At 65.2% G+C, this 17243-nt stretch carries 13 protein-coding genes; 12 read left to right on the top strand and 1 reads right to left on the bottom strand.

Features of this window, described 5'->3' with window-relative positions; translation table 11 throughout:
* Positions 1 to 19: 19 nt before the first annotated feature.
* The 6 genes from BN2475_RS17650 (at position 20) to BN2475_RS17625 (ending at position 9101) form a co-directional block, all read left to right on the top strand.
* A complete protein-coding gene (locus tag BN2475_RS17650) occupies positions 20 to 4204 on the top strand; it encodes a YhdP family protein (RefSeq protein WP_094780798.1) in 4185 nt (1394 codons plus the stop codon).
* Between the two features lie 126 nt (positions 4205 to 4330).
* On the top strand, positions 4331 to 5194 hold the full coding sequence (locus BN2475_RS17645) for a carbon-nitrogen hydrolase family protein (RefSeq protein ID WP_094780797.1): 864 nt from the start codon (positions 4331 to 4333) through the stop codon (positions 5192 to 5194).
* A gap of 89 nt (positions 5195 to 5283) precedes the next feature.
* Positions 5284 to 6750, top strand: a complete 1467-nt coding sequence (tldD, locus tag BN2475_RS17640) for a metalloprotease TldD (protein ID WP_094780796.1) — start codon at positions 5284 to 5286, stop codon at positions 6748 to 6750.
* 416 nt (positions 6751 to 7166) lie between these two features.
* Positions 7167 to 8240: a 3-deoxy-7-phosphoheptulonate synthase AroG gene (gene aroG, locus BN2475_RS17635; RefSeq protein ID WP_094780795.1), complete on the top strand. Its 1074-nt coding sequence runs from the start codon at positions 7167 to 7169 to the stop codon at positions 8238 to 8240.
* A gap of 186 nt (positions 8241 to 8426) precedes the next feature.
* A complete protein-coding gene (locus BN2475_RS17630; protein ID WP_094780794.1) occupies positions 8427 to 8765 on the top strand; it encodes a type II toxin-antitoxin system RelE/ParE family toxin in 339 nt (112 codons plus the stop codon).
* Positions 8766 to 8768: 3 nt separating this feature from the next.
* The gene (locus BN2475_RS17625; protein ID WP_094780793.1) at positions 8769 to 9101 is read left to right on the top strand and encodes a helix-turn-helix domain-containing protein; all 333 of its coding nucleotides are present in this window, start codon (positions 8769 to 8771) and stop codon (positions 9099 to 9101) included.
* A 150-nt stretch (positions 9102 to 9251) separates the two neighbouring features.
* Here the strand turns inward: BN2475_RS17625 and BN2475_RS17620 are convergent, their stop codons facing one another.
* On the bottom strand, positions 9252 to 9806 hold the full coding sequence (locus BN2475_RS17620; protein ID WP_094780903.1) for a cob(I)yrinic acid a,c-diamide adenosyltransferase: 555 nt from the start codon (positions 9804 to 9806) through the stop codon (positions 9252 to 9254).
* A gap of 214 nt (positions 9807 to 10020) precedes the next feature.
* Between BN2475_RS17620 and BN2475_RS17615 the strand changes: the two genes are divergently transcribed.
* From BN2475_RS17615 to proC, 6 genes are all read left to right on the top strand, one after another.
* A complete protein-coding gene (locus BN2475_RS17615) occupies positions 10021 to 11436 on the top strand; it encodes an FAD-linked oxidase C-terminal domain-containing protein (protein ID WP_094780792.1) in 1416 nt (471 codons plus the stop codon).
* 93 nt (positions 11437 to 11529) lie between these two features.
* Positions 11530 to 13023 carry an FAD-linked oxidase C-terminal domain-containing protein gene (locus BN2475_RS17610; RefSeq protein ID WP_094780902.1) on the top strand — a complete coding sequence of 498 codons (1494 nt, stop codon included), beginning with the start codon at positions 11530 to 11532 and terminating at the stop codon, positions 13021 to 13023.
* Positions 13024 to 13166: 143 nt separating this feature from the next.
* Positions 13167 to 14255, top strand: a complete 1089-nt coding sequence (gene glcE, locus BN2475_RS17605) for a glycolate oxidase subunit GlcE (RefSeq protein ID WP_094780791.1) — start codon at positions 13167 to 13169, stop codon at positions 14253 to 14255.
* An 8-nt stretch (positions 14256 to 14263) separates the two neighbouring features.
* Positions 14264 to 15490, top strand: coding sequence for a glycolate oxidase subunit GlcF (gene glcF / locus BN2475_RS17600; protein WP_094780790.1), 1227 nt, complete (start codon positions 14264 to 14266; stop codon positions 15488 to 15490).
* A 38-nt stretch (positions 15491 to 15528) separates the two neighbouring features.
* Positions 15529 to 16227: a YggS family pyridoxal phosphate-dependent enzyme gene (locus BN2475_RS17595; RefSeq protein WP_094780789.1), complete on the top strand. Its 699-nt coding sequence runs from the start codon at positions 15529 to 15531 to the stop codon at positions 16225 to 16227.
* 48 nt (positions 16228 to 16275) lie between these two features.
* Positions 16276 to 17091 carry a pyrroline-5-carboxylate reductase gene (proC, locus tag BN2475_RS17590; RefSeq protein ID WP_094780788.1) on the top strand — a complete coding sequence of 272 codons (816 nt, stop codon included), beginning with the start codon at positions 16276 to 16278 and terminating at the stop codon, positions 17089 to 17091.
* Positions 17092 to 17243: the final 152 nt, after the last annotated feature.

Below are 17243 nucleotides of genomic sequence, written 5' to 3'. Positions count from 1 at the left end.
TACGCCCACCCGCCGCAGCATGTCCGAGCGAAACGAACCCGCCGACCAGCATGAAACCGGGCAGGTGCGACCCGTGAGCCAAAGCGACCACATCGTGCTGCGTCGGACCTTGCATGTGGTCCTGGCGCTCGCGCTCGTCCTCTACTTCATCGCGACGGGTCTGTTTCTCGGGTTGCGCTATGTGGTGCTGCCGCGCATCGACTCGTTGCGGCCGCGCATCGAGGCGATGGTCTCCGACAAGCTGCGCACGCAATTCACCATCGGCAAGCTGGCGCCGCATTGGAGCGGCTTTCAACCGGGCGTCGACGTCACCAACCTCGTCATCCGCGATCACGAAGGCAAAGCCGCGCTGACGATTCCGCGCGCCACCGCCACACTCTCGTGGAAATCAGTCTGGCAGTTTCATCTGGCGCTCTCCAGCCTGATCGTCGAGCAGCCCGATGTGCTGGTCTCGCGCAACGACGACGGCGTGCTGGCTGTGGCGGGCGTGCCGGTGCCGACCCGCCACACCGGCAACGACACGCTGTCCACCTGGCTGTTGCGCCAGCAGGCGATCATCGTGCGCGGCGGCGTGCTGCGCTGGCGCGATGCGTTGCACGACGCACCGGAACTGGCGCTGCGCGACATCCGGATCGCGATTCTGAACGATGGCTACGATCACCGGCTGGCCTTGCAGGCCCCTCCCGACGGTCGGGTGCTGCACGGCCCGATCGACTTCCGCACGTATTTCAGACACGCGCCGCTCTCCGCGATCGGCAAGCCGATCAACTGGACGGGCGAGGTGTATGTGTCGACGGGTCCGGTCGATCTGCCGACGCTTTCGCGCTACATCAACTTTCCGATCGAAACCTTCGCCGGCCGCGTCGACAACGCGATCTGGGCCGACTTCAACGAAGGCCGCATGACGGCGGCGAGCGGGCAGCTGAGCGGTTTTGACGTCGCGCTGCGGGTGCGTCCGACGCAGCCGAAGCTGCTCCTGCCGATCGCCGATTTTTCGTGGCATCTCGATATCGGACAGGGCGACTACCGGCTGCAACTGTCCGACATGCGCGCCGAACTCGGCCAACCGCCGCTCGAAGACGGCACGCCCCTGACCCGCACGCTGACGTTCCACACGCTGGACAGCCGCTACCGGACGACATCGCAGCAGCATGGGCAACTTGTGAGCGTCAGCGGCGATCGTGTCGACCTTGGCATCCTCGCCGAATTCAGCCGTGCGCTGCCGCTGCCGCGGCCTCTGCTGAACAACCTCGTGCGCTACAACCCGCGCGGCCTGGTGGCCAACTATGTGATCGAGGTCGAGCGCGCCAGGCCGGAGTCCGGCGAAGCGGGCAGCGACCACCGGCCGGCCGGCGGAGAACCGATCGAACACTATCGGTTCAAGGGTGATCTTCAAGGTATCAGCATCGCCGCCCAGGAGCCGCCACCGGGACTCACGGCACGCAATCACCCGCGCGCCGGCATACCCGGCATCGAAAACCTGTGGGGCCGCGTCGATGCCGACGAAACCCACGGCACCGCGATGCTCGACACATCCAACGTGGCGCTCACGCTGCCTGGCGTATTCGACGATCCGCGCCTGAAACTCGATCGTCTGTATGGCCGCGCCGACTGGACCATGGGGCCGAAGGCGCCGGGCGATAAACATCCGGCCTTCAAAGTGAAGCTGGCCGATTTCGGCGTCTCGAACGCGGACGTCGCGGCCTCCGCCAGCGCCGACTACAGCAACCCCGGCCACGGCCGCGGCTCGCTCGACCTGAAAGCCGATTTCCAGCGCGCGCAGGTGACGCGCATCGTCCGCTATCTGCCGACCAGCATCAGCGAAAAGCTGCGCATCTATCTGGGCCACGGGTTGCAGGCCGGGATGTCGCGCGGCGCGACGATCGAGGTGCACGGCGACCTGACCAAATTCCCTTATGCGCGCGATCCCGACGCCGGCATCTTCCGCGTCGTCGCACCGATCAAGGGCGGCAAATTCGATCCTTCGCCGTACCCGCCGCGCAACATGAGGAATGGCACGCCGAACGTATGGCCGCCGCTCGATGGCATCGACGGCGTGTTCGAAATCCGCCAGAACCTGCTGCACTTCGATATCGACCGCGCACATTACAAGCAGGTCGCGCTGACCGGCGTCAACGGCAGGATCGACGACCTCGGCACCAGGGAGTCGCACCTCGTCATCCAGGGCGACGGCCGCGGGCCGCTCGCCGACATGCTCGACTACGTGAACCGCAGTTCGCTCGGCATCATGGCCAGGCACCAGACCGAGCGGATTCGCGCCGAGGGGCCGGCGTCGCTCGCGCTCAAGCTGACGGTGCCGCGCACGCCCAGACCGCATATCGGCGTGGAAGGTGCGGTCGGCTTCCTGAACAACCGCCTGTCCGTCGCCAACGCGCCGCCGCTGTCGCAACTGAACGGCCGGGTGCGCTTCACCGAGCGTACGGCCCAGGTGGACCGGCTCTCGGGGCAGTTCCTCGGTGGCGACGTGCACGCGAATGGCGGGCTGAGGCAGGACGGCACGTACGCGCTTGCGCTCGACGGCCATCTCGCCGTCGACGCCGCGCGTGGCCTCGCTCTGCATGGGCCGGCCGCGCAGGTGCTGACGCACATGAGCGGTAGCGCGCCGTATGCGCTGAATGTGCGCGGCGCCCGCGGACGATTGCCGCAAGTCTCCGCGAACTCCGATCTGACCGGTCTCGCGCTCGACTTCCCTGCGCCGTTCAACAAGCCGGCCGGCGCGCCGATGCCGCTGCACTTCGCCGTCAGCCCGTCCGCGGCGCCGGGCGAAACCGGCCTGGAGCGCGCTGACCTGACCTTCGGGCCAGTCGCCGCGGCCTACCTGTTGCGCTATCGGCCGAAGGCGCCGCCCACGGTCGTACGTGGCGCGATCGGCGTCAACCGGCCCGCCGACCTGCCATCCGAGGGGGTGGTCGCCGCGATCGACGTGCCGGCGTTCGACGCCGACGCATGGCGTGCGCTCGTCACACAGATGCGCAGCAGGGACGCCGCGGCGGCGACGCCGCCGGCGGTCCCGAATGCGACCGTCGCGCAGTTCCTGCCGAACCGCTTCGCGCTGCACATCGAAGCGCTGACGCTGCTCAAGCGCCACTGGGACAACGTGATCGTCGGCGCGTCGCATACGGACGGCCAATGGCAGGCGAACATCGCGTCCAACCAGGTGTCCGGCCACGTTTCATGGCTGCCGGGCCCGACCCGCGGGTCGCCGGGCACGCTGCAGGCGCGCTTTGCGCGTGTCGTGATTCCGTCGCTCGCGGACAAGGATCTGCTCGGCCCGGCGATGTCGGCACCCGCGCAGAACATGCCGTCGATCGATCTGGTGGTCAACGAGTTGATCGTGCGCGATCACAACGTCGGCCGCCTCGAAGTCGACGCGCACAACTTCGACGAAGACGGCGTGCCTGTCTGGCAACTCGACAAGCTCGACATCACGAACCCCGCCGCCACGTTGACCGCCACCGCGAACTGGCGCACCTCGACGACACTGGGCAGCAGCGCCGACGAAACCACGCCGCGCCGCACCGTGTTCGATTTCAAGCTCGACGTCAAGGACGCCGGCGGGCTGCTCGAACGCTTCGGTCTGCCGCGCACGCTCAAGGGCGGCAGCGGTTCGCTGACGGGCAAGGTGGTGTGGCGCGGCGGCCCTGCCACGATCGACTATCCGACGCTCAACGGCAATCTGGCTGCGGAGCTGCGCCATGGCCAGATCCTCAAGGTCGATCCGGGCGTCGCCACGCTGCTGGGCGTGCTCAGCCTGCAAAGCCTCGCGCGTATCGCCACGCTGGATTTCCGCGACGTGATCGGCGAAGGTCTGCCGTTCTCGAGCGTCACCGCCACCGCCGAGATCCGCAACGGCATCGGCCGCACGGACAACTTCAGGATGGTGACAGCGCCGGCGCGCGTCGACATGACGGGCTCGGTCGACCTCGCGCAGAAGACCCAGGACATGCACCTCCACGTCACGCCGACGGTCAGCGCCGGCGCCGCGGTGATCGCCGCGGCAATCATCAACCCGCTGCTCGGCCTGGGCGCGCTGGCGGCCGACTTCGCGCTCAGCCACTCGCTCTCGCACGTGCTCGCACGCGAGTACGCGATCACCGGGACGTGGGCGAAACCGCACGTCGAGCGGGTGACGGGTGATCGCGGTAAGATTGACGTTCCGGCCTCGGCCGTGGAAGCGCACTGAGCCTGATCCGGCGTCTGTCTGCCCGGAACGGCGCGGTGCAGACGGCGGCCCTGGGCCAGCCCTGAACGACGTAAGCGGCGCCAGCAGTTCGCGCCACCGCCCTGCCGGGAGTTTTCCGAAACGCTCATGAGCGACACACACGTCTCTTCCTCTCCGTCCGCCGCGGCAAACAGCGGTTCATTGGCAAGCACATTCCGGGTCGCCGCGCTGCAGATGGTGAGCACGCCGGATCGCGACCGCAATCTGGCGCAAGCGCAGCGCCTGATCGCCGAAGCCGCCGCCGACGGCGCGCAACTCGTGCTGCTGCCCGAATACTTCTGCTTCATGGGTTTCAAGGACACGGACAAGCTGGCCGTGCGCGAAACCTATCAGGACGGTCCGATCCAACGTTTTCTCGCCGATGCCGCCCGCCGCCACCGGCTCTGGGTGATCGGCGGCACGCTGCCGATCGCGGCACCCGAGGCATCACGCGTGCTGAACACCACGTTGGTGTTCGACCCGGCGGGCAACGAAGCCGCTCGCTACGACAAGATTCACCTGTTCAACTTCGAGAAGGGCGAAGAATCGTTCGACGAGGCGCGCACCATCCGCCCCGGCGGCGAGGTCTGCAGCTTCGAGGCGCCGTTTGGGCGCGTCGGACTGTCGGTCTGCTACGATCTGCGCTTTCCGGAGCTGTACCGCCGCATGGGCGACTGCGCGCTGATGGTGGTGCCGTCCGCTTTCACCTACACCACCGGCCGTGCGCATTGGGAGATGCTGCTGCGCGCCCGCGCGGTCGAAAACCAGTGTTATGTGCTGGCCGCGGCGCAAGGCGGCAAACATGAAAACGGCCGCCGGACCTGGGGCCACAGCATGCTGGTCGACCCGTGGGGCGAAATCGTCGCGATGCGCGACGAAGGCGCGGGCGTGGTCGCCGGCAATCTCGAGCGTGCGCGCATCGACGAAGTGCGGCAGAGCCTGCCCGCCTGGCGTCATCGTGTGCTCAGCTGAAACCGACATTGAAACTGCGGCGCCCCTCACTCATATAAAGTGATCCCGGCGTCAACCGACTCCTTCGTATCGAGCAGAACATACTTCGCATGAACATCATCGAACCCGGTATCCGTAATCTCGCCACCGCCAAGGACATCCTCCTGACGCCCTACGGTCTCGACGAATCCCTGCTCACCCGCACGCTCGCTGAAATCTTCACGCACCGCGTCGACTACGCGGACCTGTACTTCCAGGCGACCCGCAGTGAAGCGTGGAGTCTCGAAGAAGGCATCGTGAAGTCGGGCAGCTTCAGCATCGACCAGGGCGTCGGCGTGCGCGCCGTGTCGGGCGAGCGCACCGCGTTCGCCTACTCGGACGATCTGTCGCCCGAGGCGATCCGCCAGGCGGCCATCGCCACCCGCGCGATCGCCAAGGCGGGCGGCGGCAAGCAGAAGATCAAGGTGGCGTCGTCGCTGACCGGCATTACCGGGCGCGATCTGTACCTGCCCGCCGACCCGCTCCACTCGCTCGACGCCACCGCCAAGGTCAAGCTGCTCGAGCGCATCGAACAGATGGCGCGCGGCCGCGACCCGCGCATCCAACAGGTGATGGCGGGCCTCGCCGGCGAATACGACGTCGTGCTGGTGGCGCGCAGCGACGGCGGCTTCGCGGCCGACATCCGGCCGCTGGTGCGCGTGTCGGTCACGGTGATCGCCGAGCAGAACGGCCGCCGCGAAATCGGCAGCGGCGGCGGTGGCGGCCGCTTCGACTACGCCTATTTCACCGACGAAGTGCTGTCGCGCTATGTCGACGACGCCGTTCACGCGGCGCTGGTGAACCTCGAAGCCCGTCCGGCCCCGGCCGGCGCAATGACCGTGGTGCTCGGTCCAGGCTGGCCTGGCGTGCTGCTGCACGAAGCGATCGGCCACGGTCTGGAAGGCGACTTCAACCGCAAGGGCTCGTCGGCCTTCGCGGGACGGATCGGCGAACGGGTGGCCGCGAGAGGCGTCACGGTGGTCGACGACGGCACGCTGCCAAACCGCCGCGGCTCGCTCAATATCGACGACGAAGGCAACCCGACCCAGTGCACGACCCTGATCGAGGATGGCATTCTGAAGGGCTACATCCAGGACTCGCTGAACGCGCGGCTCATGAAGATGCCGGTCACCGGCAACGCGCGCCGCGAGTCGTATGCAGCGCTGCCGATGCCGCGTATGACCAACACGTACATGCTCAACGGCGACAAGGACCCGCAGGAAATTCTCGCGTCCGTGAAGAACGGTTTGTACGCGGTGAACTTCGGCGGCGGCCAGGTCGACATCACGAACGGCAAATTCGTGTTTTCGGCCTCTGAGGCGTACATGATCGAAAACGGCAAGATCACGTATCCGGTCAAGGGCGCGACGCTGATCGGCAGCGGCCCGGAATCGCTCAAGTACGTCACGATGATCGGCAACGACATGAAGCTCGATTCGGGCGTCGGCGTGTGCGGCAAGGAAGGTCAGAGCGTGCCGGTCGGCGTCGGCCAGCCGACCCTGCGCATCGAGAAAATGACGGTCGGCGGTACTGCCTGATTGTGCAGCAAACGCATACTTCGTGCACGCAATGCGCGAAGTATGCGGACTTCCCGCATTTTCACGAATTGCGGCTTGTCAGCCGAGCCTGCGCGGGTTATAAAGTCACTCACCCTTTTTGACCAGCGACCCATTTCGCCATGTCCGCCAAGTTTTATTTTTACTTTTTTTGGTATCTCAGACCGCTGGCGGATCGAGAGGGGTGTTAGTGCACGCAGAACACCGAGAATTCCCGAAAAACCGCCAGCTAGCCTGGCGGTTTTTTTTCGCCTCACGCGTCTGGCTCACGCCTTAGAAATTGCCTTTGAAGTTTTGTCGTTGAAACCTTTTTGATTGTCGTCCGCTTTGGCATCGCTGCTTCATCGCAACCTTCGTTGCCCACGCGAACACGCTACGAACCGCTTCAGGAGAACCACATGCCCCCGCACAACACCGACGATGTCCGCATCCGCGAATTGAAAGAACTCACGCCGCCCGCTCACCTGATCCGCGAATTCGCCTGCGATGAAACGGTGTCCGACGTGATCTACAACTCGCGCAACGCGATGCATCGGATTCTGCACGGCATGGAAGACCGTCTGATCGTCATCATCGGGCCGTGCTCGATCCACGATCCGAAAGCGGCGATGGAATACGCGGGCCGCCTGATCGAACAGCGCAAGCGCTTTGCCGGCGAACTCGAAATCGTGATGCGCGTGTACTTCGAAAAGCCGCGCACGACGGTCGGCTGGAAGGGTCTCATCAACGACCCGCACATGGACAACAGCTTCAAGATCAACGAAGGCCTGCGCACCGCCCGCGAGTTGCTGTTGCACATCAACGAACTCGGTCTGCCGGCCGGCACCGAATACCTCGACATGATCAGCCCGCAATACATCGCCGATCTGATCTCGTGGGGGGCGATCGGCGCGCGCACCACCGAGTCCCAGGTGCACCGCGAACTCGCATCGGGACTGTCGTGCCCGGTCGGCTTCAAGAACGGCACTGACGGCAACGTCAAGATCGCCGTCGACGCGATCAAGGCCGCGTCGCAACCGCATCATTTCCTGTCGGTCACCAAGGGCGGCCACTCGGCGATCGTGTCGACCGCCGGCAATGAGGACTGCCACATCATCCTGCGCGGCGGCAAGACGCCGAACTACGACGCCGACAGCGTCAACGCCGCGTGCGCGGATATCGGCAAGGCCGGTCTCGCTGCGCGCCTGATGATCGACGCGAGCCACGCGAACAGTTCGAAGAAGCACGAGAACCAGATTCCGGTGTGCGCGGACATCGGTCGCCAGATTGCTTCGGGCGACGAACGGATTGTCGGCGTGATGGTGGAATCGCACCTGGTGGCGGGCCGTCAGGACCTGCAGCAAGGCTGCGCATTGACGTACGGCCAGAGCATCACCGATGCATGCATCGGCTGGGACGAAAGCGTGGCGGTGCTGGAAGGTCTCGCCGATGCGGTCAGGCAACGACGTATCGCCCGCGGTAGCGGCAACTGAGCGCTGCCCGGCTGCGTCATCAGTGGTCCGTAGACAACCCGGCTCGTCGAGCCGGGTTTTTTATTGGCCGAACGGACGAATGGTGCTCCATGAGCCGCCTCTGTACCGTAACAACTCATCGCCCGGTTGCGTATGACTTGACTGGGTGGAACGTTACGTATAAGATTTTGTACACGAAGGGCGGCTATGCAACAGGAAAAAGAAATCCGCTGGTTAGGTTCCAGCTATCACGATTTGCTCGCCTTTCCCGAAGAACCGCGTCGTAGCGCAGGGTTTCAGCTGGGCAAAATTCAGGCTGGACTCGACCCTGACGACTGGAAACCGTTCGACTCGATCGGTGCGGGAACGCGTGAAATTCGCGTGAGGGAAGCCGACGGCATTTTTCGCGTGATGTATGTGACGAAGTTTGTCGAAGCGCTGTATGTACTGCATTGCTTCCAGAAGAAGACGCAAAGGCTGACGCCGCACGACCGGAAGATCGCCGAGACGCGCTACCGCGCCATCATTAACGATAGGAACCCTTAACAAATGACGATCGACACCAAAATTCGTCACGTGACCAGGCCCGGGACGAATCTGTTTCTCGAACTTGGCTTTTCCGCCGAAGAGGCGAAGCGCCTGCACGCCGCCTCGCAAAAGCAGATCAATGACACGCGACTACTCAAAGAGCAACTGATGACCGAGCTCTCCGGCTGGATCGAACAGCATCATCTGAAGCAGGCCGAGGCTGCCGAAATTCTGATGGTGTCGCGCCCGCGGGTATCCGACGTGGTCAACAAGAAGACCAGCAAGTTCACGATCGATACGCTGGTCGAAATGATGAGCCGGATCGGCAAACCGGTCACGCTGGCTGTTGGGTAATGCCGACGTGATTCATCCTTGCGCGCGCCGCCACCTCGCCCACCTCGCGCGGTCCTTTCACACGCGTTCAAACGTACCGTCGAACGCGTATTGCCCAGATTCAGCAGGCATGGCAACCGCGGCGTTCAAGCGGCCGATCCGGGCCGCGTTCTAGCTCGCATTGCGCTCGCGCTGCCACAGCACATCGGTGCCACCGTCCGCGCGATTGAGCACGCGCGCCAGCACGAATAGCAAGTCGGACAGCCGGTTCACGTACTGACGCGGCGCCGCGTTGACCTGCTCGTGTTCGCCCAACGCAACGATCGCCCGTTCAGCGCGCCGGCACACGGTACGGCACACGTGCGCAAGCGATGCCGCCCGCGAGCCCCCCGGCAGGATGAATTCCTTCAACGGTGGCAATGCCGCGTTGTAATCGGCGAGCCAGTTGTCGAGCTGGGCAAGATGACTGTCGGTAATCATCGTGTGGCCAGGGATGCACAGTTCGCCGCCGAGGTCGAACAGATCGTGCTGGATTGCAACCAGCGCCGCGCGCACGTTGTCGGGCAGCGTTTCGCACAAGAGCACGCCGAGGTTCGAATTGAGTTCGTCGACATCGCCGATTGCGGCAATGCGCGCGCTGTCCTTGCGCACGCGGCGGCCGTCACCGAGCCCGGTGCTGCCGTCGTCGCCCGTGCGCGTGGCGATCTTGCTCAAGCGGTTGCCCATGATCTCTCCTGTAATCCCGCACACGGCGCGGCACACCGCGCGGACCGACGCGAAACCCGCCACTGACCCACCGTGTTTTTGCATATTGCGCGCATCGTGAAGTCGCCGCCATTATAGGAGTGATGGCCGGCCTCACGCACCGGCCCACAGGCGAACGGCGTAAAATGAAACATCTGCTGCAAACCAGCTGAGCCCCAAATACCAGGAGACAAGCGTGAATCATCCCGTGCTCCCGGCCCCGCTGCGCCGGCCGTTTCCCGCCGAATTGCTGAGCGCGCTCAAAGCCGCGTTCGGCGAGCGCGTGTCGGTCGCTGAAGCAGTGCGTGCCCATCACGGCCGCGACGAATCACCGTTCGATCCCCAACTGCCCGACGCCGTCGTCTTTGCACGCAATACCGAAGACGTACAAGCCGTCGTCAAGCTGTGCGGCCAGTACAACGTGCCGATCATCCCTTACGGCAACGGTTCGTCGCTCGAAGGACACCTGCTGGCTGTGCAAGGCGGTGTGTCGATCGATCTGTCGGAAATGAACCGTGTCCTGTCGATCAACGCCGAAGACCTCACCGTCAGCGTCGAGCCCGGCATCTCGCGCAAGCAGCTGAACGAAGCGCTGCGCGACACGGGGCTCTTTTTCCCGATCGACCCCGGCGCGGACGCGAGCATCGGCGGCATGTCGGCCACCCGCGCATCGGGCACCAACGCCGTGCGCTACGGCACGATGCGCGAGAACGTGCTCGGCCTGACTGTCGTGCTGGCCGACGGCCGCGTAATCAAAACCGGCACGCGGGCCCGCAAGTCGTCGGCGGGTTACGACCTCACGCGTCTGTTCGTCGGCTCGGAAGGCACGCTTGGCGTCATCACCGAAATCACCGTGCGTCTGTATCCGCAACCGGAAGCGGTGTCGGCGGCGGTATGCGCGTTTGCGTCGATGGGCGATGCGGTGCGCGCGGTCATCGAAACGATCCAGATCGGCGTGCCCGTTGCACGCGTGGAGTTCGTCGACTCGCTCGCGATCCGCGCCATCAATCGCCATTCGAATCTGACGCTACGCGAAGCGCCCACGCTGTTCTTCGAATTCCACGGCACCGAAGCCGGCGTGAAAGAGCAGGCTGAACTGGTCCAGCAGATCGCCGCACAGAATGCGGGCGAAGGCTTCGAATGGGCGACCCGGCCGGAAGACCGCAGCCGCCTGTGGAACGCACGTCACAACGCTTATTTCGCGATGCTGCAACTGAAGCCAGGCAGCCGTGCCGTCACGACCGACGTCTGCGTGCCGATCTCGCGCCTCGCCGAATGCGTGGTGGAAACCGAACAGGACCTGAAAGCATCGCCGCTGCCCTGCCCGATCGTCGGCCACGTCGGCGACGGCAACTTCCACGTCGCAATCCTGATCGACCCGAACAAGCCTGAGGAACTCGCCGAAGCCGAGCGTCTGAACCATCGCATCGTGCAACGCGCGCTGCGCATGGACGGCACCTGCACGGGCGAGCATGGCATCGGCCTGCACAAGATGGGCTTCCTGCTCGAGGAACACGGTGAAGTCGCCGTAGATACGATGCGCTCGATCAAGCACGCGCTCGATCCGCGCAATCTGATGAACCCGGGCAAGATCTTCGCCTGGGCGGTTTGAACCGGATTCAGGCGCGCGGCTGCATTGCGGCGGTAGCCGCGCCGGTTTCGAAACAGAGTCTGGATGAGCGAAAGGCACGAGGAGACAAGTCACATGAACGCACCCGCTGAACTGACGGCTGAAGTACTCGCCCAGCGCCAGCGCGAAGTCGTGCAGGCGCTGATGGCCGTATTGCCAACCCACTGCTTGCTGTATCGCGAGGAAGACACCGTCGCCTACGATTGCGACGGCCTCGCCGCATACCGGCGTTTGCCGCTCGCGGTCACGCTGCCGGAGACGGAATCGCAGGTGCAGCGCATCGTGCAGATCTGCCACCGTCTCGACGTGCCGATCGTGCCGCGCGGCGCGGGCACCGGTTTGTCCGGCGGCGCGATGCCGATCCGCCACGGCGTGGTGCTGTCGCTTGCGCGCTTCAGGAAAATCGTCGAAGTCGATTCATATGCGCGAACCGCCACGGTGCAGCCGGGCGTGCGCAATCTGGCGATTTCCGAAGCCGCCGCGCCGTATGGTCTCTACTACGCACCGGACCCGTCGTCGCAGATCGCCTGCACGATCGGCGGCAACGTCTCGGAGAACTCCGGCGGCGTGCATTGCCTCAAGTACGGCCTCACCGTGCACAACGTGCTGCGGGTGCGCGCCGTGACGATGGAAGGCGAGATCGTCGAATTCGGCTCGCTCGCGCCCGACGCGCCGGGTCTCGATCTGCTCGCGGTGCTGATCGGCAGCGAAGGCATGTTTGCGATCGTCACCGAAGTCACCGTCAAGCTGATCCCGAAGCCGCAAACCGCGCAGGTCATCATGGCCAGTTTCGACGACGTCGTGAAAGGCGGTGAGGCGGTGGCCGGCATCATCGCCGCGGGCATCATTCCGGCGGGTCTCGAGATGATGGACAAACCGGCGACGCGCGCCGTCGAGGAATTCGTCAACGCCGGCTACGACCTCGACGCGGCGGCGATCCTGCTGTGCGAATCGGACGGCACGCCCGAAGAAGTCGCCGACGAAATCGTGCGCATGACCGCGGTGCTGCGCGAATGCGGCGCCACACGCATCCAGATTTCCCGCTCGGAAGCCGAACGGCTGCGCTTCTGGTCCGGGCGCAAGAATGCGTTTCCGGCGGCCGGGCGCATTTCTCCAGACTACTACTGCATGGACGGCACGGTGCCGCGTCGCAGTATCGGACCGCTGCTCGCGCGCATCGAGACGATGGAGAAAACCTACGGCCTGCGCTGCATCAACGTGTTCCATGCGGGCGACGGCAACATGCACCCGCTGATCCTGTTCAACGGCAACGACCAGGACGAGTGGCATCGGGCCGAAGCGTTCGGGAGCGATATCCTCGAAACGTGCGTCGAACTGGGCGGCACGGTAACGGGCGAGCATGGCGTCGGCATCGAGAAGATCAACTCGATGTGCGTGCAGTTTTCGCCCGAGGAGCGCGACACGTTCCACGCGGTCAAGCGCGCCTTCGACGCGCCCGGCCTGCTCAACCCCGACAAGGGCATTCCCACCCGAGCGCGCTGCGCCGAATACGGCAAGATGCACGTGCGCGGCGGGTTGCTGCCGCACCCCGAGCTGCCGCGCTTCTAGCGCGCATACGCAAGGCGCATAAGCCGCCCGCATCGGCGGGCTTTCCGGTCCCTGCACCCCGGCTATCCGATGCGGGTCCGCTCCTGGTTGCCAGCGAGCGAGCGCCCGGTACAATCAATCGAACTACAACGAAGCAGGACACCATGGAAGAGGACGACATCGTCGCCGTGTGGTCGGAACGCGTGCGTTCGGCCAGCGCCGAAGGACGCGCGTTGCGCATCCGCGGCGGCGGCACCAAAGACTGGTATGGTCAGACGCTGGAAGGTGACATCCTCGACACGCGCGCTTATCGCGGCATCATTGAGTACGATCCGGCGGAGCTGGTCATCACCGCGCGTGCAGGCACACCGCTGCTCGAAATCGAAGCCGCGCTCGCCGAGCACGATCAGATGCTTGCCTTCGAGCCGCCGCACTTCGGGCCGCAGGCCACCTTCGGCGGCTGCATCGCCGCCGGCATCGCCGGGCCACGCCGGGCCGCCGCCGGCGCGGCGCGCGACTTCGTGCTCGGCGCCGTCATCATGAACGGCCACGGCCAGAAGCTGCATTTCGGCGGCCAGGTCGTGAAGAACGTGGCCGGTTACGATGTTTCGCGCCTGATGGCCGGTTCGCTCGGCACGCTTGGACTGATCCTCGAATTGTCGATCAAGGTGCTGCCGCTGCCGCAGGCCGAAGCCACCCTCAAGTTCGATATGAACGGCACCGACGCGGTTCGCAAGCTCAACGAATGGGGCGGCCGGCCACTGCCGATCACCGCCAGCGCGTGGCGTCACGGCACGCTCGCGGTGCGGCTGGGCGGCGCCGAAGCCGCGGTCAAGGCGGCGCGGACGTCGCTCGGCGGCGAGGTCGTCGATGCGGTCGAGGCGGAGCGCTTCTGGGCCGGCTTGCGCGAGCAGACCGACTCGTTCTTCGCGACCATCCCGCCGATGTCCGCGCTCTGGCGTCTGGCGCTGCCATCGATCACGGAGCCGCTGCAACTGCCCGGCGCGCAACTGATGGAATGGGGCGGCGGCCAGCGCTGGTGGATCACCGACACCGACGCGCAAACCGTGCGCATCAGCGCGAAGCAGGCTGGCGGCCATGCCACCATCTTCCGCACCGGTTACGGCTACGACCGCAGCGCCGGCGTGTTTACTCCGCTACCCGCGCCGCTGATGAAAATTCATCGTGGCCTGAAAAACGCCTTCGACCCGGCCCGCATCTTCAATCGCGGCCGTCTCTACCCTGACTTCTGAGCGACGCGATGCAAACCAACCTCGCGGACTTCATTCGCAATACGCCCGATGGCGACGAAGCCGACGCCATTCTGCATAAATGCGTGCACTGCGGCTTCTGCACGGCCACCTGCCCAACCTACCAGTTGCTCGGCGACGAATTGGACGGCCCACGCGGGCGTATCTATCTGATCAAGCAGATGGTCGAAGGCGCGCCGGTTACGCGCAGCACCCAGCTCCACCTCGATCGCTGCCTGACCTGCCGCAACTGCGAGACGACCTGTCCGTCCGGCGTGCAATATGGCCGGCTGGTCGAAATCGGCCGCAAGCTCACCGAAGAAAAAGTCGCGCGCCCGCCCGGCCAGCGGCTGCTGCGCCGCCTGCTCGCGAGCGCCGTGCCGAATAGCGCGATCTTCACGCCGACCATGCGCCTCGCCCAGCATTTCCGCAGGGTTCTGCCGAAGAAGCTGCGCGACAAGGTGCCCGCGCGGCAACGCCCACTCGAATGGCCGACCGCGAAACATACGCGCAAGATGCTGATGCTGGCCGGCTGCGTGCAACCGTCGATGATGCCGAACGTCAACATCGCCACCGCGCGGGTACTCGATGCGCTCGGCGTGGAAACCGTGATCGCCGCCGATGCCGGCTGCTGCGGCGCGATCCGTCTGCATCTGGGCTACAACGATGAAGCGCTCGACGACATGCGCGCCAACATCGACGCATGGTGGCCATACGTCGAACAGGGCGTCGAGGCGATCGTGATGAACGCGTCCGGCTGCGGCGCGACGGTCAAGGAATACGCGCACCTGTTGCGCCACGATCCGGTGTACGCGGAGAAGGCACACCGCATCGTCGAATTGACGCGTGACATCGCGGAGATCCTGCCGGACTTCGAAGAAGCGCTGACCGCGGTCACGCGCCGCCGCTCGGTGCACACGGTCGCGTTTCATCCGCCCTGCACGCTGCAGCATGGCCAGCAGGTGCGCGGCAAGGTCGAGCAACTGCTGAGCGCGCTCGGCGTCGAAGTGCGCCTGCCCGCCGATAGTCATCTTTGCTGCGGCTCGGCCGGTACCTACTCGCTGACGCAGCCGAGGCTCTCGTACGCGCTGCGCGACCAGAAGCTCGATCGGCTGCAGGCGCAGGAGCCGCAGGTGATCGTGTCAGCGAACGTCGGCTGCATTGCGCATCTGCAAAGCGGCACGTCGACGCCGGTCGCGCACTGGATCGAATTGGTCGAGCACATGCTGTCCGTATAATCCGGTCATCGCCTTACGCTGATTACCGGTTCCGTTCCATGCCCGATCTGATTCACAACCTCGAAGCGGTGCGGCAACGCATCGCCGCGGCCGCGCACGTGGCCGGGCGCGACGCGCGCTCGGTCATGCTGCTCGCGGTCTCGAAGACCTTTCCGGCCGAAGACGTGCGCGCCGCCCACAGCGCCGGCCAGCGCGCGTTCGGCGAGAACTACGTGCAGGAAGCGCTCACCAAGATCGAGGCACTGGCCGATTTGCGCGCGGCGCTCGAATGGCATTTCATCGGCCCGTTGCAATCGAACAAGACGCGGCCGGTCGCCGAGCATTTCGACTGGGTGCACTCGGTCGATCGACTGAAAATCGCGCAGCGGCTGTCGGAACAGCGCCCCGACCATCTCCCGCCGTTGAACGTGTGCCTGCAGGTGAACATCAGCGGCGAGGCATCCAAGAGCGGTGTCAGCATTCCCGAGGCGGTCGAGGTCGCGCAGCAGATCGCCGCGCTGCCGAAACTGACGCTGCGCGGATTGATGTCGATACCCGAACCAGCCGGCGACATCGATGCGCAACGTGTGCCGCATCGCCAGTTGCGCGAATTGCTCGAGCGCCTGTGCGACGACGGACTGGCACTCGACACGCTGTCGATGGGCATGTCGGCCGACCTCGAAGCGGCTGTGCTGGAAGGCGCGACGATCGTACGCGTCGGCAGTGCGATCTTCGGCGCACGCGATTACTCTCACTGACCTTTGCGGGCCTTGGCGGGCTCCTCACCGGACCACATTCGGAACATCATGAAAATTGCTTTTATCGGCGGTGGCAATATGGCCGCGGCGTTGATCGGCGGCCTCATCAAGCGTGGCGTCGCGGCCGCAGACCTGTACGCGATCGACCCCGACGAAAACGCACGCAAGCGCAACGAGCAGCAATTCGGCATCCGCACCGGTGCGGCCGCCGACGGCACGCTCGCCGCGTACGACGCGGTCGTGCTGGCGGTGAAGCCGCAGATCCTGAAGAGCGTCGCGCAAGCGCTGGCGCCGCATTTGCAGGCGTCGCAACTGGCGATCAGCATCGTCGCGGGAATCCGCATGGGCGACATGTCGCGCTGGCTGAACGGCCACAGCCGCATCGTGCGCGTGATGCCGAATACACCGGCGCTGATCGGCATGGGCGTGACGGGTCTCGTCGCGACCGGCACTGTCGACGAAGCGGGGCGTACGCTCGCGTCGCAGGTGCTCGGCGCGGTCGGCGACACGGTCTGGTTCGACGACGAAGCGAAGATCGATGCCGTCACCGCGATCTCGGGCAGCGGGCCGGCTTACGTGTTCTATTTCATCGAAGCGCTGCAGGCAGCCGCGCGCCAGCTCGGCATGGATGAAGCGCAGGGCCGGGCGCTCGCGGTTGCGACCTTCACCGGCGCGGCCCAATTGGCGGCGAATTCCGACGAGCCGCCGAGCGTGCTGCGCGAACGCGTGACATCGAAAGGCGGCACGACCGCCGCGGCGCTCGCATCGTTCGACGCGAGCGGCATCAAGGACGCAATCGTGCGCGGTGCGCTCGCCGCCGATGCGCGCGCACGGGAAATGGGCGACGAATTCGGCAAGCAGTAAGCGCGTCGGGATGCAACGGCGAGCGCAGGACAGTAGTTGGGAAAAGAAGCGCGCAGAGGGACGCAGCGCCCTGCTTCGAATTTCGGCGCCAACTCTGTGTCAACGCCGCGCAAATATCAGGTGCGAATACGGCACGTGAAGCGACCGCCTGT

The organism is Paraburkholderia ribeironis (assembly GCF_900019265.1).
Lineage (GTDB): Bacteria > Pseudomonadota > Gammaproteobacteria > Burkholderiales > Burkholderiaceae > Paraburkholderia > Paraburkholderia ribeironis.
Note: the sequence above shows the minus strand (reverse complement) of the source record. Positions and strands in the feature narration are given on the sequence as shown.

What these genes read in the sequence shown, in the direction of transcription:
- BN2475_RS17650 (WP_094780798.1), top strand. Translation starts at nt 20, where the DNA reads ATGTCCGAGCGAAACGAACCCGCCGACCAGCATGAAACCGGGCAGGTG.
- BN2475_RS17645 (WP_094780797.1), top strand. Translation starts at nt 4,331, where the DNA reads ATGAGCGACACACACGTCTCTTCCTCTCCGTCCGCCGCGGCAAACAGC.
- tldD (WP_094780796.1), top strand. Translation starts at nt 5,284, where the DNA reads ATGAACATCATCGAACCCGGTATCCGTAATCTCGCCACCGCCAAGGAC.
- aroG (WP_094780795.1), top strand. Translation starts at nt 7,167, where the DNA reads ATGCCCCCGCACAACACCGACGATGTCCGCATCCGCGAATTGAAAGAA.
- BN2475_RS17630 (WP_094780794.1), top strand. Translation starts at nt 8,427, where the DNA reads ATGCAACAGGAAAAAGAAATCCGCTGGTTAGGTTCCAGCTATCACGAT.
- BN2475_RS17625 (WP_094780793.1), top strand. Translation starts at nt 8,769, where the DNA reads ATGACGATCGACACCAAAATTCGTCACGTGACCAGGCCCGGGACGAAT.
- BN2475_RS17620 (WP_094780903.1), bottom strand. Translation starts at nt 9,806, where the DNA reads ATGGGCAACCGCTTGAGCAAGATCGCCACGCGCACGGGCGACGACGGC.
- BN2475_RS17610 (WP_094780902.1), top strand. Translation starts at nt 11,530, where the DNA reads ATGAACGCACCCGCTGAACTGACGGCTGAAGTACTCGCCCAGCGCCAG.
- glcE (WP_094780791.1), top strand. Translation starts at nt 13,167, where the DNA reads ATGGAAGAGGACGACATCGTCGCCGTGTGGTCGGAACGCGTGCGTTCG.
- glcF (WP_094780790.1), top strand. Translation starts at nt 14,264, where the DNA reads ATGCAAACCAACCTCGCGGACTTCATTCGCAATACGCCCGATGGCGAC.
- BN2475_RS17595 (WP_094780789.1), top strand. Translation starts at nt 15,529, where the DNA reads ATGCCCGATCTGATTCACAACCTCGAAGCGGTGCGGCAACGCATCGCC.
- proC (WP_094780788.1), top strand. Translation starts at nt 16,276, where the DNA reads ATGAAAATTGCTTTTATCGGCGGTGGCAATATGGCCGCGGCGTTGATC.